Below are 23,692 nucleotides of genomic sequence, written 5' to 3' on the forward strand. Positions count from 1 at the left end.
ACGATCAGTAACTATTAGGGAGTTCCTCGCATGATCATCGCCCTCTGGATCATCACCGGCCTGCTCGCCGCGCTCTTCGCCATGGCCGGCTCGATGAAGGCGGTGACCCCGTACGAGCGCGTCCACGAGCGCATGGCCTGGGTCGAGGATGTCACCGCGCCGCAGCTGAAGACCATCGGCATCCTCGAGGTGATCGGCGCGATCGGCCTGATCCTCCCCGCCGCGACCGGCATCACCCCGTGGCTCACCCCCGTCGCCGCGTTCGCCCTCGCGATCATGATGGTCGTCGCCGTCGCGCTGCACGTGCGGCGCCGCGAGCCGTTCGCCCCGAGCCTCGGACTCGGCATCGCGGCCCTCCTCGTCGGCATCGGCTGGGTCGCCTTCGGCTGAGCCCAGGCCACAGCACCCGGCATCCGGTGCCCCGTAGCATCCTCGGCCCGCATCGGCCACCCCCTCGCCTCCGTAGACCGTCCGTCGGAGAGTGGAGTGATCCCCCAGTGGGACTGGGACCACCACCGACGAAAGGACGGACGGATGACGCACCTCAGCGGACAGCGCGTGGCTTTCCTGGCCACCGACGGATTCGAGGACAGCGAGCTCACGAGCCCGTGGCAGGCGGTGACGGACGCCGGGGCGACCGCGACGATGGTCGCACCGGATGCCTCGGAGATCACCGGCAAGAAGGGGCACGTGCAGCGCGTCGACGTGCAGGCCGGCGCCGCGAGCGCCGAGGACTTCGACGCGCTCGTGCTGCCGGGCGGTGTGGTGAACGCCGACCATCTGCGGCTCGACCGCGACTCGATCGGCTTCGCGCGCGCCTTCTTCGAGCAGCACAAGCCCGTCGGCGTGATCTGCCACGGCGCCTGGATCCTCATCGAGGCGGGCGTCGTCGACGGACGCACGATCACGAGCTACCCGAGTCTCGCCACCGACCTCAAGAACGCCGGCGCGAACTGGGTCGACGAGGAGGTCGTCGTCGATCAGGGCCTTGTGTCGAGCCGGACCCCCGACGACCTGCCCGCCTTCAACGCGAAGGTCGTCGAGGAGATCGGCGAGGGCACCCACGCCGGCCAGACGGCCTGACCTCGCAGCACAGGCGCCCCGGCGGATCGACGATCCGCCGGGGCGTTCGCCTTGTCAGCGGTAGAAGCCCTCGCGGAGGTTGATGCCGTGCTCGACCCAGGCCTTCAGGGCCGCGAGCATGCCGGTCCAGCCCTCGCAGTTGCCGAATGCGTGCTTCGCGCCGCCCTCGGTGAGCTTCCACGCCGACTCGGTGATCGTCACGAGCGTGCGGGTGTCGTCGTCGACGGGTTCGAACTCGAACGTGGTGCGCGTCGCGGCGGCATCTCCGTCGGCCGTGCCCTGCGCGGCATCCCACTCGATCACGATGCGTCGCGGCGGCTCGGCCTCGATCACGCGAACCGGGAAGCGGCCAGGGAAGTCCGCGAAGTCCCAGCTGACCTCGGCGCCGGCGTCGAGGCGGCCGCGGGCGCCACCGGTGGTGAAGTAGCGGGAGAGCTGGGCGGGGTCGGCGACGGCCTCGTAGACCTCGGCGCAGGGTCTCGCGACCCGGCCGGACACAGTGAAGGCGAGTCGTTGCAGCGCGGCATCCTCAGTCATGTTGTAGTTTTATCACATGCCTCAGGATGCCGACACCCCCGCCGAGGACGACGACGCCGTCTTCAAGGCGCTCGCCGCCCCCGTGCGGCGACGGATGCTCGACGCCCTGCGCGAGTCCTCGCTCACGACCGGAGCGCTCTGCGCCCGCTTCCCCGAGCTCGACCGCACCACCGTGCTGCAACACCTGCGCGTGCTCGAGGAGGCCGAGCTCGTGACCGGCCGCAAGATCGGGCGGGAGCGCCACCTCGCGCTCGCTCCCCTGCCGATCAAGCGCATCCACGATCGCTGGATCAGCGGCTACATGCAGGCCGCCCTCGAACTGCTCGAACACCTGCAGCCGCTCGACACCGCCGCGAACGAACGGAGCACGCATGACTGAGCTCATCATCCTGAGCGGCTCGCCCAGCTCGGGCAAGTCGACCGTGGCGAGGCTCCTCGCCGAACGGTACGAGCGCTGCGTGCACCTGCACACCGACGACTTCTGGCACATCATCGTGCGCGGCGCGATCCCCGCCTACCTGCCGGAGTCCGACGCGCAGAACCAGACCGTGGTCGCGGCGATCGCGGCCGCGGCGTTCGAGTACGCCGCGGGCGGGTTCCCGACGATCGTGGACGGCATCGTCGGCCCGTGGATGCTCCCGCACTACCGGCGCGAGGCGGCGCGGCATCCCGGCGTCGCCGTGCACTACCTCGTGCTGCGCCCGGATCGCGAGACCGCGCTTCGGCGAGCGCAGCAGCGCACCGCGCCCGACGCGCTCGTGGACGCCGAGCCGATCCTCAGCCTCTGGGACCAGTTCGCCGAGCTCGGCGAGCTGCAGGGCCACGCGCTCGACACCACGCGGATGGATGCCGATGCGACCGCCGCGGAGGTGTTCTCGCTCGTGGCGTCGGGGCGGATGCGACTCGACTGAAGGCGGTCCTCCGTGGCGGGCCGCCGCACGGGGCCAACGCGCTCACCATCGCGAGCGCGGGATCGCGAGCGCGTGCCGGGCGACGCCGCGTTTCCGCACCACGGGGCCGAGCGGCGACCCCTCGCGCTCAGTTCTGTTGGTGGATCTGCTGCCCGGTGACCAGGGGATACGCGACCAGCGCGCTCCCATCGAGGTCCTCCTTGTGCAGGTCCACTGCGCTGATCTGACTGTTCTCGTAGGTGGTGTAGTAGTAGATCCCCCGGTCGGTGTTGCAGCACGAGGAGTAGATGGTGATCTCGAACTTGCCCGGAGCGACCTCGACGCAGCCGCGCTGCTGCGCGACCGATCCGAGAATCTGGAAGAACTGACTGATCGATTCCGACTCGGACTCCCCCGACACGGAGTTCAGTTTGGTGAACGCCGCCTTGACGAAGCGCGACGCCGACGACAGATCCCCCGGCAAGCCGATGGCGCCCATGCCGCGGCTGTACACGTCGAACTGCAGCTCCTCGGAGAAGCGCGGCTCCGGCGGCTGCGTCGAGAGGTGCATGAAGTTGTTCAGGTTGAACAGCTGGATGTCGAAGGTGGGATTGTTCGTGAGCACCCCGACCGGGTTGTCGTACACGGTGAGACCTTCGGCGACGCCCTCGACGGTGATCGACGACGTCCGGTCGGAGATGATCCAATGCAGCGGCGACAGCGGAAACTCCTCGCTGAACGCGAGATCGATGAGACTGACTCGCTCCAGGGCGGCCTTGACCTCCTCGACGGTCTCGAACTGCCCGAGGACCCACGGGATGAACTCGAACGGGGTGACGTTCGTCCGGTCGGGCGACTCCGGCAGGTAGCGGGCGTTCTCCGGGAAGTTGAGCCCCGCCATGCTGAGGCCGCGCTCGTTCGTCGCGTCGTAGTACAGCGGATACCCTTCTGCGATGGTCGCCATCCCGATGATGGCGTGGTGCGCGCGAAGCGGCTCTGTTCTGCGGAACTCGAACGGGAAGTTCCGCGGCGTCACGGTGACCGTCTCGTTGTAGGAGTACTCGAGATCCAGATTGCGCCCGAAGTAGTGGTCGCGAGTGGTGTAGTTGATTCCTGTGCACATGTCGTCCCCCCGACGTGAGTGATGCACCCGGCGTATTGCGCGCCACCGTACGCGCGGTGCACGCAGGCGGCCAGGGGTGGACGGCCCGCGATGGAGCGGGTAGGCACCGACCGATCGGCGATCGAATCGGTCACCGAATGTCGGAGGCCGACGGCCGATGCCGTCCACGCTGGTGACGGAGGGCGTCAGTTCCCACTCCGGTCAATACATGCGCTCAGCGAAGATGATTCCCTGCCTGCGGACGCCTGGATCGGTACGAGCACTGGCGTCGGTGATCGTGAACCCCGCCCGCTCGACACGGGCGGCGAGCTCCGCGATCGGCCAGTAGTACGCCGTCGTGACGGCGTGCGGGAAGGGTTCGAGCCGCGGGCCCTCGAAGAAGCCCAGCGCGAGCGCACCGCCCGGCCGCAGCACCCGCGCGAACTCGCCCAAGGCGAGACCGATCGAGGCCGGTTCGGTGTGGATGAGCGAGAACCACGAGAGGATGCCGCCGAGCGCACCGTCCTCGACGTCGAGCGCCTCGGCCCGGCCGAGCCGGAATCGGTGGGCCGGGTAGTGCTGCCGCGCTGCGGCGACGAACGCCGGCGTGGGGTCGATGCCCTCGATGTCGAGCCCGTGGCTGCCGAGGAAGGCGGTCCACTGCCCCGGCCCGCACCCGACGTCGATGACGGGCCCGGTCACCGTCCTCGACCACGCGAGAAGGGCGTCTCGATCGGCTTCCGCGGCCGCGTCGATGCTGCCGAACAGTTCGACGTATTCAGCTGCACGCGCGCCGTAGGCGGCGGGCACCTCGTCTTCGGCCATGGAGGTCCATCGTAGTCGCGGGGCTCAGCGAGAGTCGCGACCGACCACCCGAACACGACTGAAGCCCTGGCAGAACCGACTCGTTCCACCAGGGCTTCTCGGTCGGGCTGACAGGATTTGAACCTGCGACCCCTTGACCCCCAGTCAAGTGCGCTACCAAGCTGCGCCACAGCCCGATGCTCCGGCGATTCCGCCGAGGCAACTTGACCATCATAGCGGGTTCCGGAGGCCCCTTCGTGCACACCCGGCCGCGGCATCCGGAGCGAGCGCGAGCCGGGGCGACTCAGTCGCGCCGCGCGACCGGCTCCCCCATGAGGAACGGTCGCGCAGCGTCCAGCACCGCCCGCGGCTCGTCGGCCCAGAACCGCACCACCTCGACCTCGTGCACCCCGCCACGGGGCGCCCGCCCCGGCAGCCTGACGGTGGTGGGCCGCTCGAGCACGAGCTCGACGTTCGTCTCGTCCTGCTGCCGCACGGCGAGCACGCCACCGGCGACCCGGGGCGACTTCGGCTCGTCGACGTGCTTCGTGATCGCGACGGAGGCGATGTCGTCCCAGCTGAGCGGCACGTCGAGTTCGAGCCCCTGCCGCACCCGGATCCCCTCCGGCCCGACGGTGTGCGGGCGAGTCAGCATGGCGCAGAGCAGACCGAGCATCCACGTCACGCCCCAGATGCCGAGCACGAGCATCGCGATGCGCACCGGCGGCCAGCGATGCACGATGAGGTCGATGATCGGGATCTCGACGGCCGAGAGCACGATGAAGATCCAGAGCACCGTCAGCACGGGACGGTGGTAGCCGATGCCGACGGCGCCGGGCGCGATCGCCGGGCGCCGCGCGACGAAGCGCCAGAGGCTCTCGTAGACGCGCAGCTCCATCACGAGCGCGCGCTTCAGCATCCCGCCGAGACGGGCGACCCGGCCGCCGGAGCTCGAGCCACCGGAGCCCGCCCCGCTCACGACTCGGCCTCTCGCGCCTCGGCGACGAGCACGGCGAGCCGGTCGGCGATCGCGGCGACGCCGCGCTCCACGGCGGCCCGCTCCCCCGGCTCGACGGCGTCGAGCAGCGTCGCCGACAGCTCGGCGTGATCGCGCTGCATCTGCGCCATCGTCTGCCGGGCGGTCTCGCTGAGCTCGACTAGCACGGCCCGCCGGTCGCTCGGGTGCGGCGTTCGACGGACATGGCCGGATGCCTCGAGCGCATCGACGAGCCCGGTGACGTTCCTCGGACTGACCTCGAGGGCTGCGGCGAGCGCCTGCTGCGTCATGGGGCCGCCGTGCTGCAGCACCCAGAGCACGCGCACGCGGGCGCTCGTGAGGCCGGTGCCGGCGAAGGCACGGGCCATGTCGTGCTGGAACAGCTCGCCGATCTGCAGCAGCCGGTCGAGAATCGTGACGTCCATACCGTGATGGTACTACATCATTACCTCACTTCACGATATCCGTGCTGTCGGCCCCACCCGCTAGCGTGACGACATGGCCACCGTGATTCCGACGACGCATCCGAGCCTCACCGTCATCCCGGCCGACGAAGCGCCCTTCGCCGACGTCGAGGCGGTGTTCGGCACCAAGGGCGACCCGGCCACCTGCTGGTGCCAGTGGTACAAGATCCCCGGCCGCGACTGGCGCGAGGTCGGCACCGAGACGCTCCACGACCGGCTCGAGGCGCAGCTCGACGGGGCGGGTCCGGGGCCCGGCCTGCTCGCCTACGACGGCGACACCCCGGTCGGCTGGTGCGCGGTCGAACCGCGTCCGGCGCTCTCCCGCGTCGCCCGCAGCACACTGGTGCGCACCGGCACGGCCCAGCCGGAGCTCGCCGACGAGAGCGTGTGGGCGGTCAGCTGCTTCGTCGTCCCCCGAGCGCATCGTCGGCGCGGCGTCGGCGCGGCCCTCGCCGAGGCGGCCGTGACCTACGCGCGCGAGCACGGCGCCCGAGTGTTGGAGGCTTACGCGGTCGATCCGACGGCGAAAGCGAAGGTGTCCGCCGCCGAGCTCTTCCACGGCACGGTGTCGATGTTCGCCGGGGCCGGCTTCGCCGAGGTGGGCCGGCCGTCGCCGACGCGCGCGGTCATGCAGCTCGAGTTCTGAGCGAGCTCAGGCAGCGCAGTCAGGCACGCACGCACGCACGCACGCAAGCAAGCAAGCAAGCGCAATCAGGCAAGCAGCAGCGCTGCCGCCCGTCACCGCCCCTCGATCCGCACCCGCTTGATGCGCGACGTCTCGCCGCGCACGATCACCACATCGCGGCGCGGCACCTCGAAGTGCGCGGCGAGCGCCTGGATGACCCCGGCGTTCGCCGCGCCGTCCACCGCGCGCTCGCGCACGAACACCGTGAGCGCCGCCGCCGGATCATCCGGCGATGGCTCCACGAGCGGGCCCTTGCGACTGCCGGGCTTCACCCGGACCGTGAGCTCCATGGGCGGGCGCACTCAGCGAGGACGCGGCAGCGACGGGGAACGGCGCACCGGCTCAGCGGCGCTGCCGCTTCTCCCGCACGCGCATGTTCACGACGATCGGGCTGCCCTCGAAGCCGTAGATCTCGCGCAGGCGCCGCTGGATGAACCGGCGGTATCCCGGGTCGAGGAACCCGGTCGTGAACAGCACGAAGGTCGGCGGCCGGGTCGAGACCTGGGTGCCGAACAGGATGCGGGGCTGCTTGCCGCCGCGCACGGGGTGCGGGTGCTCCTGCGTGAGCTCGGTGAGGAAAGCGTTGAACTTGCCCGTCGGGATGCGGGTGTCCCACGACTCGAGTGCGGTCTCGAGCGCGGGCACGAGCTTCTCCAGGTGCCGGCCGGTGCGCGCCGAGATGTTCACCCGGGGCGCCCACGCGACGTGGTGCAGGTCCTGCTCGATCTCGCGCTCGAGGTAGCGGCGGCGGTCGTCGTCGAGCAGGTCCCACTTGTTGTAGGCGAGCACGAGCGCGCGGCCCGACTCGAGCACGAGGTCGATGATGCGCACGTCCTGCTCCGAGATCGGCTGCGAGACGTCGAGCACGACGATCGCGACCTCGGCCTTCTCGAGCGCGGCCTGGGTGCGCAGGGAGGCGTAGAAGTCGGCGCCCTGCTGCAGGTGCACGCGGCGGCGGATGCCCGCGGTGTCGACGAAGCGCCACACCTTTCCGGCGAGCTCGATCTGCTCGTCGACCGGGTCGCGCGTGGTGCCGGCGAGCTCGTTGACGACGACGCGCTCCTCGCGGGCGGTCTTGTTCAGCAGGCTCGACTTGCCGACGTTCGGACGACCGACGATGGCGACGCGGCGGGGTCCGCCGATCTCCTGCTTCGCGACGGCCGAGACCTCGGGCAGCACCTTGAAGACCGACTCGAGGAGGTCGGCGACGCCGCGGCCGTGCAGCGCGGAGACGGGGTGCGGCTCGCCGAGGCCGAGGTTCCACAGCGCGGCGGCCTCGGGCTCCTGGCGGGCGTCGTCGACCTTGTTCGCGACGAGGAAGACGGGCTTCTTCGTCTTGCGCAGCAGACGGACGACGTGCTCGTCGGTCGAGGTGGCGCCGACGGTCGCGTCGACGACGAAGAGCACCACGTCGCTGAGGTCGATCGCAACCTCGGCCTGCGCGGCGACGGAGGCGTCGATGCCGCGGGCGTCGGGCTCCCAGCCCCCGGTGTCGACGAGCGTGAAGCGGCGGTCGAGCCACTCGCCCTTGTACGAGACGCGGTCGCGGGTGACGCCGGGCGTGTCCTCGACGACGGCCTCACGGCGGCCGAGGATGCGGTTCACGAGCGCCGACTTGCCGACGTTCGGACGGCCGACGATGGCGATGACCGGCAGGGCCGGAAGGTACTGGATGCCCTCCTCGCCCTCCTCGGACAGCTCGAGCAGGTCGAGGTCCTCATCGTCGAGTTCGTACTCGTCGAGGCCGCTGCGGAGCGCGGCCGCCCGCTGCTCGGCAAGGTCGTCGTCGACGTCGGCGAGGCGCTCGGCGAGGTCGTCGTCGTGGGCCTCGAACTCGTCGTCGTGGTCGCTCATGGGGTCTCCTGGAAACGTCGTGGGCGCGATCGCGCGCCCTCTAGTCTGCCGTACCCGAGCTGGGAAGGCCGGATGCCCCCGCAGAACACCGTTCCCGGCCCCGCTCGCGAGGCGCATCGAACCGTCTCAGCGACCGGCGTCGAGCCCCCGCGCGATGGCGACGGCGTGACTCCGGCTGCGGGCGCCGAGCTTCGCCAGCACGTTGGAGACGTGGGTCTTCACGGTCGGCACCGAGATGCCGAGCGCCTCGGCGAGCTCGGCGTTCGAGCGGCCGAGCGCCATGCCGTCGAGCACGTCCCGCTCCCGGCCGGTCAGTCCGGCGGCGTCGGGGATGGCCCGGGCCGGCGCCCCCGGCTCGCCGCGTTCCCCGGCCCGCGCCCCGCCGAGGCCGACCGGCCCCTCGCCCGCTCCGGCGAGCGCGGCGAGCGCCCGCCGGGTGACGCGCGGATCGAGCAGCCCCTCCCCCGCCGCGACCCGGTGCACCGCGTCGACGAGGGTCGCGGCATCCGCCGTCTTCAGCAGGAAGCCGGCCGCGCCGGCGCGGATCGCACCGAACACGAGCTCGTCCTCGTCGAAGCTCGTGAGCACGAGCACGTCGGCGAGCCCCTGCTCGTGGATCTCGCGGGTCGCGGCGACCCCGCCCATGCCGGGCATGCGGAGGTCCATCAGCACGACGTCCGGCCGCAGCGCGCTCGCGTTCCGCACGGCGGTCTCGCCGTCGGCCGCCTCGCCCACGACGACGAGGCCGTGCGACTCGAGCATGATCCGCAGCGCCTCCCGGATCGCGCCGTGGTCGTCGACGAGGAGCGCCCGCGGCGCGCTCATGCTGCGGGCTCCAGCGGAAGCGCGGCGCGCACCGACCAGCCGGCACCGACGGGCCCCGCGTCGAAGCGCCCGCCGAGCGCCCGCACCCGTTCGGCGAGCATCGCGAGGCCGGAGCCGTTGCCAGGCAGGCTCGGCCGTTCCAGCGGGCGGCCATCACGGGAGTCGACCCGCACGAGCAGCCCACCCTCGTCGGTCTCGATCGACACCGCGACCCGACCGCCGGCGGCGTGGCGTACGCAGTTGGCGAGGCCCTCCTGCACCACCCGTGCGGCGAGCTGTTCGACGGGCGCGGGCAGCTCGGTCGCGGCGGGGCCGTCGAAGCGCACCTCGAGTCCCGCGCGACGCGCGGCATCGACGTAGTCGGCCACCCGGTCGAGCCGTGGTGGGACGACGAGCTCGCCCCCGCCTGCCCGGAGCACGGCGATCATCGAGCGGAGGGCCTCGTGCGCTTCGAGGCTCGAATCCCGCACGGCCTGGAGCGCCGCCCGATCCCCCTCGCCGTCCTGGGGCCCCGACAGGGCCGCCTCGGCGCGGATCGCCATAGCCGAGACGTGACCGGCGACGAGGTCGTGCAGCTCGCGCGCCATCGCGTCGCGCTCGTGTTGCAGCGCAGTGTCACGGTCGTGCTCGGCGTGCCGCACGAGCTCGGCGGCCTCGCGCCGGTGGAGCTCGGCGAGTTCGTTCGCCTGCGCCACCGCCGTCGCCCACCAGTAGTCGGTGCCGAGCAGTGCGCCGAGCTGCAGCCCGACGAGCACGGCCATGCGCACCTCGCCGGTCACGACGAGCGTGAGCACGGTGAACGCCGCGATCACGACCCCGCAGCCGATCAGGATGCGCCGTCTGGCCGCCGGCGTCGCGCGCACCGTGACGAGCCAGAGCAGATCGAGCAGGGCGATCAGGCCACCGATGCCGCCGACCGTGAACAGGGAGATCACGCTGATCGTGGCGGCGACGGCGAGTCCCGTGCGCGGCATCCGCTGCTTGAGCGCCACCGCGATGAACGCGGGGATCGACAGGGCGAAGCCCCACCACGGCGAGACCGGCTCCGGCAGCACGCTGAGCGCGTCCCAGACCTGGTTCAGCCCCATGGCCGCCGCGATCGCGCTGATCGCCGCGATGCCGACGGCGTCGACGAGCGGACGGTGCCGGCGCACCCAGCGCAGCGCCGTGCCGCCGTCGTTCTCCTGCATGCCTCCATCGAAGCATGCCGCGGCCGGCCGCTCCTCCTCCGAAAGGACGAGGCGCGGATCGGCGCGTCTCCGTCCTCCGCCCGATCCGCGTGCCAGACGATCGCGCGAGCCTGGTCGCATGGACCTCCTGACCGATGCACCGCTCGCCATCACCCTCGCGGTGCTCGCCCTCGTCGACGGCCTGAGCATCGGCACGCTGCTCATCCCGGTGTTCCTGCTGCTCGCGCCGCGTCTGCGCGGCAGTCGGGTGCTGCTCTACCTCGTGACGATCGCCGTCTTCTACCTGCTCGTCGGCATCCTCTTCATGCTCGGCCTCGTGAATCTCGTCGACGTGGCGCAGAGCTTCCTGAGCTCGACGACGGGGCTGTGGATCCGGCTCCTGCTCGGCGCGGGACTGCTCGTCGTCGCCTTCGCGATGCCCACGAACGAGCAGGCGAAGAAGAAGCGGGAAGCCGCAGCGGCCGAGCGCGTGACGAGCGCGGCGCGCGGCGGCGTGCTTCCGGACGCTGCCGCAGGGGCGGCGGATGCCTCGGACGCGACGCCGGCCGCGGGCGACCCCGCCCCGGGCGGCCGGATCGCCCGCTGGCGCGACCGTCTGCTCGCCGACGGCACGTCGCCCCTCACCGTCATGGCCGTCGCGCTCGGCGCCGGGCTCATCGAGGTCGCCACGATGCTGCCCTACCTCGTGGCGATGGGCATGCTCGCCGAGGCCGAGCTCAGCATGCCCCTGCGCTTCGGCGCGCTGGCCGGATACTGCCTGCTCATGATCGCCCCCGCCCTCGTGCTGCTCGTGCTGCGGATCGTCGCGGCGCCGCTCGTGAAGGCGCCCCTGGAGCGGCTCGCCGCCTGGCTGGAGCGCACGGCGAGCGAGAACACCGCGTGGATCGTCGGCATCGTCGGCTTCATCCTCGCCCGCAGCGCCGCCTCGGAACTCGGTCTGTTCGAGCAGTTCCTCTAGCGATCGTCGGCCGCGCGGATCACCGCGATCACGGCGTCGATCGTCTGGCCGAAGTCCAGCTCGGTCGAGTCGACGAGGGTGACGCCTTCGGCGGCGTTCAGGAAGTCGACGACCTTCGAGTCGGCCCGATCGCGGGCCCGGAGCTGCGCCCCGGTCGCCGCGGCGTCGTGCCCGGCGAGCTCGGCGGCCCGTCGCGACATCCGCACCTCCTCGCTCGCGGTGAGGAGGATCCGCACCTGTGCGTCGGGCGCGACGACCGTCGTGATGTCGCGACCCTCGACGACGATCCCGGGGCGGGCCTCCGCGGCGATGATGGCGCGGAACAGGCCGATCAGGTGCGCCCGAACCTCGGGCACGCGCGCCACGGCGCTCACGATGCCGGAGATCCGCGGCTCCCGGATCGCCTCGGTGACGTCGTGCTCGCCGACCCGGACCCGGTAGCCGTCGGGGTCGGTGCCGATGCCGTAGTCGAAGGCGTCGAGGGACGCCACGACCGCCGCCGTGTCCTCCGGGTCGACGCCCGAGTTGGACACGTGCCAGGCGAGCGCGCGGTACGCCGCACCGGTGTCGAGGAAGCCGTAGCCGAGACGGCGCGCGACCGCCTTCGAGACGCTCGACTTGCCGCTGCCGGCGGGACCGTCGACGGCGACGACGAGGGGGTGCTGCACGGGGATGCCTCCAGGGTTCGGGTGCGATCGGGAACGGTCGGTGGCGCGGATGCCGCGCCGGGGTCAGCCGGCGATGCGCCACCCGCGGGCGGCGAGCTCCTCGCTCAGACGCTCGGCGGCCTCGGGCACGACCTGAACCTCGGCGAGGCCGACCTGGCGGCCCGGCGAGTGCTCGAGGCGCAGGTCTTCGAGGTTGACGCCGATCTCGCCGATCTCGGCGAGCAGGCGCGCGAGCTCGCCCGCACGGTCGTCGACCATGACGATGACGGTCGTGAAGCGCTTGTCGGTGCCGTGCTTGCCGGGCAGGCGCGAGACGCCCGTATTGCCCGCGGCGAGCTCCTCGGCGACGCGGCGCCGCGCCCCGGGCGCCTGCGGGGCCTCGAGCGCCTCGATGAAGCGGTCGAGGTCGTCGCGCACGGCGACGAGGATGTCGTGCACCGGCTCGGCGTTCGCACCCAGGATCTGCACCCAGAGGTCGGGGTCGCTGGCCGCGATGCGGGTCACGTCGCGCACGCCCTGCCCGGCCAGGCCGAGTGCCGCGTTCGGCGCGTCGATGAACCGCCGCGCCATGACGCTCGACACCACCTGCGGCACGTGCGAGATGAGCGCGACGCCGCGGTCGTGCTCCTCCGGGGTCATCTCGACGAGCGTCGCCCCCAGGTCGAGGATGAGGTCGTCGATGGCGCCCGCACGCTGGTAGCTGATGGCGTCGTGGGCGGCCACGACCCACGGCCGGCCGACGAAGAGGTCGGCGCGAGCCGACAGCGGGCCGCCGCGCTCGCGACCGGCGAGCGGGTGCGAGCCGATGTACCGGGAGACATCGGCGCCCTGGGCGACGAGCTCGGCCAGGATGCCGGCCTTCACGCTCGCGACGTCGGTGACGATCGCGTCGGGGAACGCCTCGAGCTCGGCCGCGACGACGCGGGCGGTGACGTCCGGCGGCACCGCGACGACGATGAGCTGCGGGACGTCGCCCTCCGCGGCGGGGCGGCCGGCGCCGAGGTCCGCCGCGATCGCCACGTGCGTCGGCGAGGCGTCGTCGAGGATCACCTCGATGCCGCGCGAGCGGAGCCCCAGCGCGACGCTCGTGCCGAGCAGGCCCGCGCCGACGATCCGGACCGGGCCGGTCAGTCGTGACTCGACCACGTCAGTCCTCCTTCGCGCCGGCGGTTCCGCGCGCCGCCTCCGCCTGACGGGCGATGGTCAGCAGTGCGCCGCGCTCGGCCTTCGTCAGCTCCCGGAGCTGACCGGACCTGAGTGTACCAAGGTGCAGCGGCCCGAACTGGCGGCGCACGAGCTCCACGACTGGGTGCCCCACCTCCTTCAGCATGCGGCGCACGATGCGGTTGCGGCCGGAGTGCAGCGTGAGTTCCACGATGCTGTGCCGCGCGTCGCCCTGGGCCTGCAGGAGCTTCGCCCGATCGGCCCGGATGGGTCCGTCGTCGAGCTCGACGCCCTGCTTCAGCCGCTGCAGCGTCTGCGGGGTCACGCGGCCGCGCACCTTCGCGATGTAGGTCTTCTCGACCCCGAACGACGGGTGGGCGAGCACGTGGGCGAGCTCGCCGTCGTTCGTGAGGAGCAGCAGGCCGCTCGTCTCCGCGTCGAGGCGGCCGACGTTGTAGACGCGGTCGTCGAGCTCGTCGGTGAAGCGGCGGAGGTCGGGGCGGCCCTGCTCGTCCTTCATCGAGGACACGACGCCCGTCGGCTTGTTCAGCACGTAGTAGCGCTTCGCCGTGTCGAGCTGCACGGCGACGCCGTCGACGGACACCTGGTCGACCGCGGGGTCGACCCGGGTGCCGAGCTCGGTCACGACCTTCCCGTTCACCTCGATGCGCCCCTGCACGAGGTAGTCCTCGATGACCCGGCGCGAGGCGACGCCGGCGGCGGACAGCACCTTCTGCAGGCGCTGGGGACCGGCGGCCGCGGGCTCCGTGGGGGTGGCGGGCTCAGCCATCGAGATCGAATCCTTCCTGGCCGTCGTCGAGGAGCGGCGAGATGTGCGGCAGCTCGTCGAGCGAGTTGATGCCGAGGTGGACGAGGAGCTGCTCGGTCGTGCCATAGAGGATCGCGCCCGTCTCGGGGTCGGTGTCGACCTCGGTCACGAGGCCGCGGCCGAGCAGAGTGCGCACGACCGAGTCGACGTTCACGGCGCGGATCGCGGCGACCTGCGAACGGGAGATCGGCTGCTTGTACGCGATCACGGCGAGCGTCTCGAGCGCCGCCTGGGAGAGCTTGGTCGATGTCTGCGTCAGCACGAAGCCGGCGACGAGCGCGTCGTACTCCTGGCGCACGTAGAAGCGCCAGCCGCCGCCGACCTCGCGGAGCTCGAAGGCGCGCCGGCCGCCGCCGACGAGGGCGGGCGCCTCGGCCACGTCGGTGCGCGGCTCCCCCGAGGTGCCGGTGCCGTCGTAGTCGGCGACGAGGCGGGCGATCGCGGCGCGCACCTCGGCGACGGGCCGCGCGACGGTGGCCGCGAGCTGGACGACGCCGAGCGGCTCGTCGGAGATGAACAGGATCGCCTCGATCGCGCGGTCGAGGTCGAGCCGGTGCTGGCCGGGCACGTCGAGGGGCGTCGCGACGGAGAGCTCCGGCGCCTCGTCGGCGGACGCCTCCGTTCCGGATGCCTCGATCGCGGATGCCTCGGCCGAGGCATCCGCCGTCGTGACCTCTTGGGCTGCCGGGTCCTGCACGCCCTCGCTCTGCTCGCTCTGCTCGGTCTCAGTCGTCATAGTCGGCTCCCAGGCTCTCGAGCTTGTCGTCGCTCCACGTGTCGGTCGCCCAGCGCAGCGTCAGCTCGCCGAGCGGCTCCAGTTGTTCGAAGCCGATCGCCGCGTGCCGGTAGAGTTCGAGCACGGCGATGAAGCGCGCCACGACGACGCCCTGCCGGTCGACGCCGGCGATCAGCTGGCGGAACGTGACGGGCTCGCCGCGCCGCAGCACGGCCACGACGTGCGCCGCCTGCTCCCGGATGGAGACGACGGGCGCGTGCAGGTGGTCGAGCCCGACCACGGGGATCTCGCGCGGCGTGAGCGCAAGCACCGCGAGCGCGGCGAAGTCCTCGGCCGACAGGGTCCAGCGCAGCTCGGGGGCGGGCTGGCGGAACCGTTCCTCGAGCCGCACCGTGCGGGCGTGCCGCGAGCCCTCGCGCTCGAGCCCGGCCTGAAACCAGCGCGCGGCCTCCTTGAACGCCCGGTACTGCAGCAGCCGGGCGAAGAGCAGATCCCGGGCCTCGAGGAGCGCCACGTCCTCCGCGTCGACGAGCTCGCCCTGCGGCAGCAGTCCCGCGATCTTCAGGTCGAGCAGCGTCGCCGCGACGACGAGGAACTCACTGGCCCGGTCGAGCTCCTCCTCGGAGTCGAGCCCCCGCAGGTAGGAGATGAACTCGTCCGTGACCTTGGACAGCGAGACCTCGGTGATGTCGAGCTCGTGCTTCGTGATGAGCGAGAGGAGCAGGTCGAACGGCCCCTCGAAGTTCGTCAGCGCGACCCGGAATCCCGGGTCGCCCTCTGCCGCGCCCTCCGCCGGGGGCTGCGCGTCGGCCGGGGCGGCTGCCTCAGGCGACCGCGCCACGGAACACCAGCTCGCGGGCGAGCTGCCGGTAGGCCTTCGACGCCTGGTGCTCGGGCGCGAACTCGGTGATCGGCGTCGCCGCGACGGTGGCGTCGGGGAACTTCACCGTGCGGGTGATGACGGTCTCGAGCACCCGGTCGCCGAAGGCGTCGACGACGCGCTCGAGGACCTCGCGCGAGTGCAGTGTGCGCGAGTCGTACATCGTCGCGAGGATGCCGTCGAGCGTGATGGCGGGGTTCAGTCGGTCGCGCACCTTGTCGATCGTCTCGATGAGCAGCGCGACGCCGCGCAGCGCGAAGTACTCGCACTCGAGCGGGATGACGACGCCGTGGCTCGCGGTGAGCGCGTTCACCGTCAGCAGGCCGAGCGACGGCTGGCAGTCGATGAGGATGACGTCGTAGTCGGCCGAGACCTTGCGCAGCACGCCGGCGAGGATCTGCTCGCGCGCGACCTCGGTGACGAGGTGCACCTCGGCGGCGGAGAGGTCGATGTTCGCCGGGATGACGTCGAAGTTCGCGACCGCGGTGTGCTGGATCGCGTCGGCCGGCTCGATGCCGCGGGAGAGCAGCAGGTCGTAGATCGTCGGCACGTCGTGGGTCTGCACGCCGAGCCCGGCAGACAGCGCGCCCTGCGGGTCGAAGTCGATCGCGAGCACCCGGCGGCCGTACTCGGCGAGCGTCGCACCGAGGTTGATGGTCGTCGTCGTCTTGCCGACGCCGCCCTTCTGGTTGCAGAGCGCGATGATCCGGGCGGGGCCGTGCTCGCGCAGCGCCGGCGGCGTGGGGAACTCGCGCAGCGGGCGACCGGTCGGACCGAGCTTCGACTCCTGCGGCGCCGTGGTGCTCGCGGGGTCGCGCTTCTGGTCGGTCACGTGGTCTCTCCTCCTCAGCGGGCGCCCGTCGGGTCGAGCGATGCTTGGTCGATTCTAGCGAGCGCGCGGGTGGGCGGTCGTGTACATCTCCCGGAGTGTATCGGCCGTGACGAGGGTGTAGATCTGCGTCGTCGCCACCGAGGAGTGGCCAAGCAGCTCCTGGACGACGCGCACGTCGGCTCCGCCGGAGAGCAGGTGGGTCGCGAAGGAGTGACGCAGGGTGTGCGGCGACACCTCCAGGCCGAGCTCGGCGCGGTCCGCGGCCTCCGTGATCGCAACCCACGCCGCCTGCCGGCTGAGACGCCCGCCGCGGGCACCGAGGAAGAGCGCCGGCGTCGCCGTGCCGCGACTCGACAGCTGCGGCCGCACCCGCACGAGGTACGCCTCGATGGCGGCCCTGGCATAGCTGCCGACGGGAACGATGCGCTCCTTGCCGCCCTTGCCGAACAGGCGCACGACCTCGGCGTCGACGAGGTCGTCGACGTTCAACCCGACCGCCTCCGACACGCGCGCCCCGGTCGCGTAGAGCAACTCGAGCAGCGCCTTGTCGCGCACCCGCAACGGCTCGTCGCCGTCGGTCGCCGCGAGCAGCCGCTCGACCGCCTCGATCGGGATCGCCTTCGGCAAGCGCGCCGGAAGCTTCGGCGGCTTCAGCTCGCGCGCCGCGTCGGTCTCGGTCAGGCCCTCCTCAGCGAGGAAGCGGTGCAGGCCGCGCACCGTGGACAGCACCCGAGCGACCGAGGAGCTCGCGAGGGCGGGCTGCCGTTCGGCGCTGAGATAGCGCTGGAAGGCGGCGAGCTCCGCGGCTCCGACGGATGCGGGGCCGGCGTGCCCGGCCTGCTCGAGCCATTCGCCGTAGATCCGGAGGTCGCGCCGATACGAGGCGACGGTGTTCCGCGCGAGCCCCCGCTCCACCGCGAGGTGTCGCAGGTAGCCGTCGATCTCGCGGGAGCTCACGCCCCGGCTGCCTCGCGCCCGGGCTTCGAGTCCCACGGTGCATCCGCGGGGACGAGACTGGCCCAGCCGCGCGCCCGCGAGGCTGCCGCGGCGAGCACGGCGACCGTGAGCGGGGCGTTCGACACCCGCCGGTCGAGCACCGCATCGACGCAGTCGTCGAGGGCCACCCAGGCGGTCACGAGCTCCGCCTCCTCCTCGGTGCGCTCGTAGCGCACGGGCGTGCCGCGCAGCTCGCGCGCGAGGTAGATGCGGATGGCCTCGTCGCTGCCCCCGGGTGAGGTGTGGATGTCGGCGAGCACCGCCCACTCGGCCGCTTCGAGGTCCGCCTCCTCGGCGAGCTCGCGCTGCGCCGCGAGGAGCGGGTCCTCGCCGACGACGTCGAGCAGACCCGCGGGGATCTCCCAGTCGTTCAGCCGGACCGGATGCCGGTACTGGCGGATGAGCAGGGCGCGGTCGTCGCGATCGAGCGCGAGCACGCCGACGGCGCCCGGGTGGTCCATGAAGTCGCGGGTCACCGGGGCGCCGGCGAACTCGAAGGTCTCGCGACGGATGTCCCACACGCGCCCCTCGAATGCGAGCTCCGAGCTGAGGATCAGCGACTCGGCCCGCTCGTCGGCGAGCGACGGACCGACGGGAGTCCCGCCGACCGTCGGCTCGCCGAAGGGCTCAGCCATTGTCCACGTCGTCGTCGAAGAGCTTCGACGCCGCCTGGCGCTCGAGCGCGGCGGCCACGAGGCCGCGGAACAGCGGGTGCGGCGAGTTCGGCCGGCTGCGCAGCTCCGGGTGGGCCTGCGTGGCCACGTAGAACGGGTGCACCTCGCGCGGCAGCTCGACGTACTCGACGAGGTTGCGGTCGGGCGAGAGCCCCGAGAACGACAGCCCCGCCTCGGCGATCCGATCGCGGTAGGCGTTGTTCACCTCGTAGCGGTGCCGGTGGCGCTCGGAGACCTCGGTCGAGCCGTACAGCTCGGCGACGATCGAGCCCTCGGCGAGGGCCGCCGGGTAGAGGCCGAGCCGCATCGTGCCGCCCAAGTCGCCGCCCGAGATGATCTCGACCTGCTCCTCCATGGTCGCGATGACCGGGAACTCGGTGTCGGGGTCGAACTCGCTCGACGACGCACCGGGGAGGCCGGCGACGTTCCGCGCGTACTCGATGACCATGCACTGCAGGCCGAGGCAGAGGCCGAGCGCGGGAATGCCGTTCTCCCGCGCGAAGCGGAGCGCCCCGAGCTTGCCCTCGATGCCGCGCACGCCGAAGCCGCCGGGCACGCAGATGCCGTCGAGGTGCGCGAGGTGCTTCTGCGCCCCCTCGGGCGTCTCGCACTCGTCGGAGGGGATCCACTCGATGCGGACCTTCGCGTCGTTGCCGAAGCCGCCCGCGCGGAGCGCCTCGGTGACCGAGAGGTAGGCGTCGGGCAGGTCGATGTACTTGCCGACGAGGCCGATGGTGACCTCGTGCTTCGGGTCGTGCACGACCTTCAGCAGCTCCGCCCAGCCCGACCAGTCGACCTCGCCGGCCTTGCGGTCGAGCCCGAGCGCGTCGACGATGTACGCGTCGAGGCCCTGCGTGTTCAGCATGGTCGGGATGTCGTAGATCGAGGGCACGTCGACCGCGTTCACCACGGCGGCCTCGTCGACGTCGCACATGAGCGCGATCTTGCGCTTGTTCGACTCCGTGACGGGCCGGTCGCTGCGCAGCACGAGCGCGTCGGGCTGGATGCCGATCGACCGCAGTGCGGCGACCGAGTGCTGCGTCGGCTTCGTCTTCTGCTCGCCGGAGGCGCCCATGAACGGCACGAGCGAGACGTGCACGAAGAAGACGTTCTTGCGGCCGAGCTCGTGGCGCACCTGGCGAGCGGACTCGATGAAGGGCTGCGACTCGATGTCGCCGACCGTGCCGCCGATCTCGGTGATGATCACGTCGGGCTTGGGCGATTCCGAGGCCTGCAGCCGCATGCGGCGCTTGATCTCGTCGGTGATGTGCGGGATGACCTGCACCGTGTCGCCGAGGTACTCGCCGCGGCGCTCCTTGGCGATGACGGTCGAGTAGATCTGGCCGGTCGTGACGTTGGCCGCCTGGGAGAGCTCGATGTCGAGGAAGCGCTCGTAGTGGCCGATGTCGAGGTCGGTCTCGGCCCCGTCGTCGGTGACGAACACCTCGCCGTGCTGGAAGGGGTTCATCGTGCCCGGGTCGACGTTCAGGTACGGGTCGAGCTTCTGCATCACCACCCGCAGCCCGCGAGCCGTGAGCAGGTTGCCGAGACTGGCCGCCGTCAGGCCCTTGCCCAATGAAGAAACGACACCACCAGTCACGAAGATGTGCTTGGTCGTGTCGTCGGAAAAGTCAGTATTCGAGTGCTGTGCGCCGCGTTCATCCACCACGGGCTTATAGTCTAACCCACGCTCGGACTCCGAGTGCCCGACATGCCGTCCCATGGCTCCCCCTTCGTCCTTCATGCCGCCCGCTCGGCGGCGATCTCGAGCAGTTCGCGCGCGTGCGCGAGACCGATCTCGGAGTCGGTGAGGCCCGACAGCAGGCGCGCCATCTCGGCCTCCCGCTCGGCCCCGAGCAGCTGGCGCACGCTCGAACTCGTCACCTGGCCGTCGGTGCCCTTCACGACGCTCAGGTGGTTGCCGGCGAACGCCGCGACCTGGGCGAGGTGGGTCACGACGATGACCTGGGAGCGCTCGGCGAGCTTCGCGAGCCGTCGGCCGATCTCGATGGCCGCCGCTCCCCCGACCCCGGCATCGACCTCGTCGAACACGAACGTCGGCACCGGATCGACCGCGCCGATGACGACCTCGATCGCGAGCATCACCCGCGAGAGTTCGCCGCCCGACGCGCCCTTCGACACCGAACGCGGCTCGGCCCCGGGGTGCGGGCGCAGCAGGATCTGCACCTGGTCGCGGCCGTGCGCCCCCGGCTCCTCGAGCGGTTCGACCGACACGCTCAGCACCGCGTCTGGCATGGCGAGCGCCGCGAGCTCGGCCGTGACGGCCGAGGCGAGACGCTCGGCCGCGGAGCTGCGCAGCGCCGTGAGCTCGTCGGCGAGCCGGTCGAGCTCGTCGCGGAGACGCTCGACGGATGCCTCGAGCAGCGCGATGCGGTCGTCGTCGCCGTCGAGCTCGACGAGCCGCAGCCCGCCCGTACGGCGGAATTCGATCGCCTCGTCGAGGGAGCCGTGCCGGCGTGCGAGCCCCGCGAGCAGCGCCCGACGCTCCTGCACGAGCTCGAGCTCGCGCGCACCGTCGGCGTCGAGGGAGGCGAGGTAGCCGGAGAGCTCGGCCGCGGCATCCGCGAGCAGGAAGCCCGCGTTCGTGAGCACCTCGGCGATCGGAGCGAGCGCCGAATCGAAGCCGGCGACCCGTTCGAGCTGACGCCGGGCGCCCTCGACGAGTCCGACGGCGTCGGCCGTGCTGTCGACGGCCTCCTCGGCGGACACCAGCTCGCGGGCCTGGGCGGCGGCGAGACGCAGCTCCTCGAGGTTCGTGAGCCGTTCGGAGCGCTCGTGCAACTCCTCGTCCTCACCGGGCTGCGGGTCGATCGTCTCGAGCTCGTCGAGCGCCTCGCGGAGCTCCTCGGCTTCGCGGGCCCGGGCGTCGTGGTCCGCCCGGAGTGTGGCGAGCTCCGCGACGTCTGCCCGCCATGCCTCGAATCCGGAGCGGTAGGCGTCGAGCGCCGCGGCGAGCGGGGCGCCGCCGAAGCGGTCGAGCGCCTCGCGCTGCGCGGTGGCGGAGCGCAGGCGCTGCTGATCGGCTTGGCCGTGCACCACGACGAGCTCCTCGCCGAGTTCGGCGAGGACGCCGACCGGCGCGCTGCGCCCGCCGACGACCGCTCGACTGCGTCCCTCCGCGGAGACCGAGCGGCCGAGCAGCAGCTCGCCGGCCTCGATCTCGCCGCCCGTCTCCGCGACACGATCGGCCACGGCCTCGGGGTCGGCGAGCAGCCAGCGCCCCTCGACCCAGGCCTGCTTCGCCCCCGCCCGCACGGCCGCGGCGTCGGAGCGCGCGCCGAGCAGCAGACCGAGCGCGGTCACCACCATCGTCTTGCCCGCACCGGTCTCACCGGTCACCGCGGTGAAGCCCGGTCCGAGCGGCAGCGTCGCCTCGGCGATGACGCCGAGGTCGCGGATGCCGAGTTCTTCGATCACGTGCGCCTCCGTTCGCGCTCAGTCACGGCCGCTCGGCCCCCGCCAGCCGGTCACCGGGAGTTGGAACTTGTTCACGAGCCGATCGGTGAAGGGCGCCTCGTGGAGCCTCGCGAGCCGGACCGGTACCGCGGACCGGCGCACGATCACCCGGGAACCGGCGGGCAGGTCGAAGGTGCGCCGGCCGTCGCACCAGATCACGGCGCTGGTCTCAGTGCGCTGCAGGATCTCGACCGCGAGCGAGGACTCGGGCCCGACGACGAGCGGCCGTGCGAAGAGCGCGTGCGCGGACAGCGGCACGAGCAGCAGCGCTTCGAGGCTCGGCCAGACGACCGGGCCGCCCGCGGAGAACGCGTACGCGGTGGACCCGGTCGGCGTCGACATCACGACGCCGTCGCAGCCGAACGAGGACAGCGGACGCCGATCGACCTCGATCACGACCTCGAGCATGCGCTCGCGCTCGGCCTTCTCGACGGTGACCTCGTTCAGCGCCCAGCTCTCGTACACGACCTCGGCGCCGACCTTGGCCCGCACGGAGAGCGTCATGCGCTCCTCGACGGCGTAGTCGCGGGCGAGCGCCCTGGTGATCGTGAGGCCGAGGTCGTCGCGCTCGCTCTCGGCGAGGAAGCCGACGTGACCGAGATTGACGCCGAGCAGTGGCGCCGGGTGCGGACGGATCAGCTCGGCCGCGCGGAGGATCGTGCCGTCGCCGCCGAGGACGATGACAAGTTCGATGACCGCGGGATCGACCGCCTCGAGGCGGAGCGCCCGGCCGTCGAGCTCGGGGACGACCTCCTGCACGTCGTCCCAGTGCTCGGCGGCGATGACCGGCACCGCCCCCTCGGCGAGCAGCCGCTGGCAGACCTCGACCGTCGCCTCGAGCGCAGCGGCGCGCCCGGTGTGGGAGACGACGAGGAAGTGCCGTGCTGCGCTCATGCCGCGCCCCCTCTCGCCAGCCGTTCGATACGACTCGACCATTCTGACGGATCGGAGCCCTGCATCGCCGTCAGATGCACGAGGAACTCCTGGTTGCCCTGCCCGCCGGCGATCGGCGACGCCGCGACGCCCGCGGTGCGCAGGCCGAGATCGTGCGCGGCCCAGAGCACGTCGTTCACGGCGTCGGCGCGGCGCGCCGGGTCGCGCACGATGCCCTCACGGGTGCCGCCCCGGCCGACCTCGAACTGCGGCTTCACGAGCAGCACGAAGTCGGCCTCGGGCGCCGCGGTGGCGACGAGCGCCGGCAGCACCGTGGTGAGCGAGATGAACGAGAGGTCGGCGGTGACGAGGTCGGGGCGTTCGGCGACCCCGGTGAGCGCGGCGAGCCCCTCCGCGTCGAGGGTGCGGACGTTGCAGCCCTCGACAAGCACGATGCGCTCATGGCCGAGGAGCTCGGGCGCGAGTTGCCCGTGGCCGACGTCGACCGCGAGCACGCGTCGTGCGCCCCGCTCGAGCAGCACCTGGGTGAAGCCGCCGGTCGACGCGCCGGCGTCGAGCGCGAGGCGTCCGTCGACGCCGACGGAGAACTCGTCGAGCGCCGCGAGCAGCTTGTGGGCCGCCCGGCTCACGTAGTGGTCGGCGGACGCGACGGCGAGCTCGGACTCCGCGGCGACCCGCGTCGAGGCTTTGACGACCGGGCGACCGTCGACGGTGACCGAACCGGCGGCGATGAGGGCGGCCGCGTGGGTGCGGGATCGCGCGAGTCCGCGCTCGGCGAGGGCGGCGTCGAGGCGGGAATCGGGCATGCTCACCCCGCGCTGCGGCTCGGGTCGGACTGCTCGAGCTCCGAACGGAGGGCGTCGGCGAGCTGGCGGTACCCGGCGGCGCGCTCGGAGAGCGGGGCCGACTCGAGCTCGTCGAGCGCCGCCCGGGTGGCCTCGCTCAGGTCTCGGGGCTCGGAGTTCGTTGCGTCGCTCACGACCTTAACGCTACCGGCACCCGACGACGAACGGGCCGTGCTTCCCCCAGCCGGTTCCCTGAGCCCGTCGACCGGCGCCTTTGGTTCCCTGAGCTTGTCGAAGGGAGCCCGTCGAAGGGAGCCTGTCGAAGGGAGCCTGTCGGAGGGATCCGGACGCTTCGACAAGCTCAGCGA

At 72.0% G+C, this 23,692-nt stretch carries 28 protein-coding genes and 1 tRNA gene; 6 read left to right on the plus strand and 23 right to left on the minus strand.

Features of this window, described 5'->3' with window-relative positions; all coding sequences use genetic code 11:
- The first annotated feature begins 30 nt into the window (after nucleotides 1-30).
- Together QSJ60_RS12745 and QSJ60_RS12750 are read left to right on the plus strand one after the other, a co-directional pair.
- A complete protein-coding gene (locus QSJ60_RS12745; protein WP_285463837.1) occupies nucleotides 31-390 on the plus strand; it encodes a DoxX family protein in 360 nt (119 codons plus the stop codon).
- Nucleotides 391-534: 144 nt separating this feature from the next.
- Nucleotides 535-1,083, plus strand: a complete 549-nt coding sequence (locus QSJ60_RS12750) for a type 1 glutamine amidotransferase domain-containing protein (RefSeq protein ID WP_230767149.1) — start codon at nucleotides 535-537, stop codon at nucleotides 1,081-1,083.
- A gap of 54 nt (nucleotides 1,084-1,137) precedes the next feature.
- On the opposite strand, the gene QSJ60_RS12755 is transcribed toward QSJ60_RS12750, so the two are convergent.
- Nucleotides 1,138-1,620, minus strand: coding sequence for an SRPBCC domain-containing protein (locus QSJ60_RS12755; protein ID WP_285463838.1), 483 nt, complete (start codon nucleotides 1,618-1,620; stop codon nucleotides 1,138-1,140).
- Between the two features lie 16 nt (nucleotides 1,621-1,636).
- On the opposite strand from QSJ60_RS12755, the gene QSJ60_RS12760 reads away from it, so the two are divergent.
- A complete protein-coding gene (locus QSJ60_RS12760; protein ID WP_285463839.1) occupies nucleotides 1,637-1,999 on the plus strand; it encodes an ArsR/SmtB family transcription factor in 363 nt (120 codons plus the stop codon).
- A complete protein-coding gene (locus QSJ60_RS12765) occupies nucleotides 1,992-2,531 on the plus strand; it encodes an AAA family ATPase (protein ID WP_285463840.1) in 540 nt (179 codons plus the stop codon). The genes QSJ60_RS12760 and QSJ60_RS12765 overlap by 8 nt, the downstream gene beginning before the upstream one ends.
- 127 nt (nucleotides 2,532-2,658) lie before the next feature.
- Here QSJ60_RS12765 and bsh read toward each other — a convergent pair whose 3' ends face one another.
- The 5 genes from bsh to QSJ60_RS12790 form a co-directional block, all read right to left on the minus strand.
- Nucleotides 2,659-3,801, minus strand: coding sequence for a choloylglycine hydrolase (gene bsh, locus QSJ60_RS12770; RefSeq protein ID WP_285463841.1), 1,143 nt, complete (start codon nucleotides 3,799-3,801; stop codon nucleotides 2,659-2,661).
- A gap of 33 nt (nucleotides 3,802-3,834) precedes the next feature.
- Nucleotides 3,835-4,437: a class I SAM-dependent methyltransferase gene (locus QSJ60_RS12775; protein WP_285463842.1), complete on the minus strand. Its 603-nt coding sequence runs from the start codon at nucleotides 4,435-4,437 to the stop codon at nucleotides 3,835-3,837.
- A gap of 102 nt (nucleotides 4,438-4,539) precedes the next feature.
- Nucleotides 4,540-4,613 (minus strand) — tRNA-Pro (locus tag QSJ60_RS12780).
- 107 nt (nucleotides 4,614-4,720) lie between these two features.
- On the minus strand, nucleotides 4,721-5,395 hold the full coding sequence (locus QSJ60_RS12785) for a hypothetical protein (protein WP_285463843.1): 675 nt from the start codon (nucleotides 5,393-5,395) through the stop codon (nucleotides 4,721-4,723).
- Complete coding sequence (locus QSJ60_RS12790; protein ID WP_285463844.1) at nucleotides 5,392-5,838, minus strand: MarR family winged helix-turn-helix transcriptional regulator; 447 nt, start codon at nucleotides 5,836-5,838, stop codon at nucleotides 5,392-5,394. The genes QSJ60_RS12785 and QSJ60_RS12790 overlap by 4 nt, the downstream gene beginning before the upstream one ends.
- A gap of 73 nt (nucleotides 5,839-5,911) precedes the next feature.
- On the opposite strand from QSJ60_RS12790, the gene QSJ60_RS12795 reads away from it, so the two are divergent.
- A complete protein-coding gene (locus QSJ60_RS12795) occupies nucleotides 5,912-6,523 on the plus strand; it encodes a GNAT family N-acetyltransferase (RefSeq protein WP_285463845.1) in 612 nt (203 codons plus the stop codon).
- 92 nt (nucleotides 6,524-6,615) lie between these two features.
- Here the strand turns inward: QSJ60_RS12795 and QSJ60_RS12800 are convergent, their stop codons facing one another.
- The 4 genes from QSJ60_RS12800 to QSJ60_RS12815 all read right to left on the minus strand — a co-directional run bounded on the left by QSJ60_RS12800 (nucleotide 6,616) and on the right by QSJ60_RS12815 (nucleotide 10,431).
- Nucleotides 6,616-6,852 (minus strand): DUF167 domain-containing protein, encoded by a 237-nt coding sequence (locus tag QSJ60_RS12800; protein ID WP_189086641.1) that lies wholly within the window; start codon nucleotides 6,850-6,852, stop codon nucleotides 6,616-6,618.
- A 52-nt stretch (nucleotides 6,853-6,904) separates the two neighbouring features.
- Complete coding sequence (der, locus tag QSJ60_RS12805; RefSeq protein ID WP_285463846.1) at nucleotides 6,905-8,416, minus strand: ribosome biogenesis GTPase Der; 1,512 nt, start codon at nucleotides 8,414-8,416, stop codon at nucleotides 6,905-6,907.
- A 126-nt stretch (nucleotides 8,417-8,542) separates the two neighbouring features.
- A complete protein-coding gene (locus QSJ60_RS12810) occupies nucleotides 8,543-9,241 on the minus strand; it encodes a response regulator transcription factor (protein ID WP_285463847.1) in 699 nt (232 codons plus the stop codon).
- Nucleotides 9,238-10,431 (minus strand): sensor histidine kinase, encoded by a 1,194-nt coding sequence (locus QSJ60_RS12815; protein ID WP_285463848.1) that lies wholly within the window; start codon nucleotides 10,429-10,431, stop codon nucleotides 9,238-9,240. Before QSJ60_RS12815 ends, QSJ60_RS12810 begins: the two co-directional genes overlap by 4 nt.
- Before the next feature lie 118 nt (nucleotides 10,432-10,549).
- On the opposite strand from QSJ60_RS12815, the gene QSJ60_RS12820 reads away from it, so the two are divergent.
- Nucleotides 10,550-11,389 (plus strand): GAP family protein, encoded by an 840-nt coding sequence (locus QSJ60_RS12820; RefSeq protein ID WP_285463849.1) that lies wholly within the window; start codon nucleotides 10,550-10,552, stop codon nucleotides 11,387-11,389.
- Here QSJ60_RS12820 and cmk read toward each other — a convergent pair.
- From cmk to QSJ60_RS12885, 13 genes are all read right to left on the minus strand, one after another.
- A complete protein-coding gene (cmk, locus tag QSJ60_RS12825; protein WP_285463850.1) occupies nucleotides 11,386-12,057 on the minus strand; it encodes a (d)CMP kinase in 672 nt (223 codons plus the stop codon). The two genes, QSJ60_RS12820 and cmk, sit on opposite strands and share 4 nt — an antisense overlap.
- 63 nt (nucleotides 12,058-12,120) lie before the next feature.
- Entirely contained in the window at nucleotides 12,121-13,203 is a 1,083-nt protein-coding gene (locus tag QSJ60_RS12830; protein ID WP_285463851.1) for a prephenate dehydrogenase, read from the minus strand.
- A gap of 1 nt (nucleotide 13,204) precedes the next feature.
- Nucleotides 13,205-14,011, minus strand: coding sequence for a pseudouridine synthase (locus QSJ60_RS12835; protein WP_285463852.1), 807 nt, complete (start codon nucleotides 14,009-14,011; stop codon nucleotides 13,205-13,207).
- Nucleotides 14,004-14,786: an SMC-Scp complex subunit ScpB gene (gene scpB / locus QSJ60_RS12840; protein WP_285463853.1), complete on the minus strand. Its 783-nt coding sequence runs from the start codon at nucleotides 14,784-14,786 to the stop codon at nucleotides 14,004-14,006. The genes QSJ60_RS12835 and scpB overlap by 8 nt, the downstream gene beginning before the upstream one ends.
- Nucleotides 14,776-15,627, minus strand: coding sequence for a segregation and condensation protein A (locus tag QSJ60_RS12845; RefSeq protein WP_502871390.1), 852 nt, complete (start codon nucleotides 15,625-15,627; stop codon nucleotides 14,776-14,778). Before QSJ60_RS12845 ends, scpB begins: the two co-directional genes overlap by 11 nt.
- Entirely contained in the window at nucleotides 15,611-16,498 is an 888-nt protein-coding gene (locus tag QSJ60_RS12850; protein WP_189086632.1) for a ParA family protein, read from the minus strand. The genes QSJ60_RS12845 and QSJ60_RS12850 overlap by 17 nt, the downstream gene beginning before the upstream one ends.
- 54 nt (nucleotides 16,499-16,552) lie before the next feature.
- Complete coding sequence (xerD, locus tag QSJ60_RS12855; protein WP_285463854.1) at nucleotides 16,553-17,455, minus strand: site-specific tyrosine recombinase XerD; 903 nt, start codon at nucleotides 17,453-17,455, stop codon at nucleotides 16,553-16,555.
- Nucleotides 17,452-18,129 (minus strand): NUDIX domain-containing protein, encoded by a 678-nt coding sequence (locus QSJ60_RS12860; RefSeq protein ID WP_285463855.1) that lies wholly within the window; start codon nucleotides 18,127-18,129, stop codon nucleotides 17,452-17,454. Before QSJ60_RS12860 ends, xerD begins: the two co-directional genes overlap by 4 nt.
- Nucleotides 18,122-19,891: a CTP synthase gene (gene pyrG / locus QSJ60_RS12865; RefSeq protein ID WP_372458698.1), complete on the minus strand. Its 1,770-nt coding sequence runs from the start codon at nucleotides 19,889-19,891 to the stop codon at nucleotides 18,122-18,124. The genes QSJ60_RS12860 and pyrG overlap by 8 nt, the downstream gene beginning before the upstream one ends.
- A 17-nt stretch (nucleotides 19,892-19,908) precedes the next feature.
- Nucleotides 19,909-21,606: a DNA repair protein RecN gene (recN, locus tag QSJ60_RS12870; RefSeq protein WP_285463857.1), complete on the minus strand. Its 1,698-nt coding sequence runs from the start codon at nucleotides 21,604-21,606 to the stop codon at nucleotides 19,909-19,911.
- An 18-nt stretch (nucleotides 21,607-21,624) separates the two neighbouring features.
- Nucleotides 21,625-22,539: an NAD kinase gene (locus QSJ60_RS12875; RefSeq protein WP_189086627.1), complete on the minus strand. Its 915-nt coding sequence runs from the start codon at nucleotides 22,537-22,539 to the stop codon at nucleotides 21,625-21,627.
- Nucleotides 22,536-23,345, minus strand: a complete 810-nt coding sequence (locus QSJ60_RS12880) for a TlyA family RNA methyltransferase (RefSeq protein ID WP_230767219.1) — start codon at nucleotides 23,343-23,345, stop codon at nucleotides 22,536-22,538. Before QSJ60_RS12880 ends, QSJ60_RS12875 begins: the two co-directional genes overlap by 4 nt.
- A gap of 2 nt (nucleotides 23,346-23,347) precedes the next feature.
- Entirely contained in the window at nucleotides 23,348-23,518 is a 171-nt protein-coding gene (locus QSJ60_RS12885) for a hypothetical protein (protein ID WP_230767222.1), read from the minus strand.
- Between the last annotated feature and the right edge of the window lie 174 nt (nucleotides 23,519-23,692).

The sequence above is a fragment of the Agromyces sp. NBRC 114283 genome (assembly GCF_030268405.1).
Lineage (GTDB): Bacteria > Actinomycetota > Actinomycetes > Actinomycetales > Microbacteriaceae > Agromyces > Agromyces mediolanus.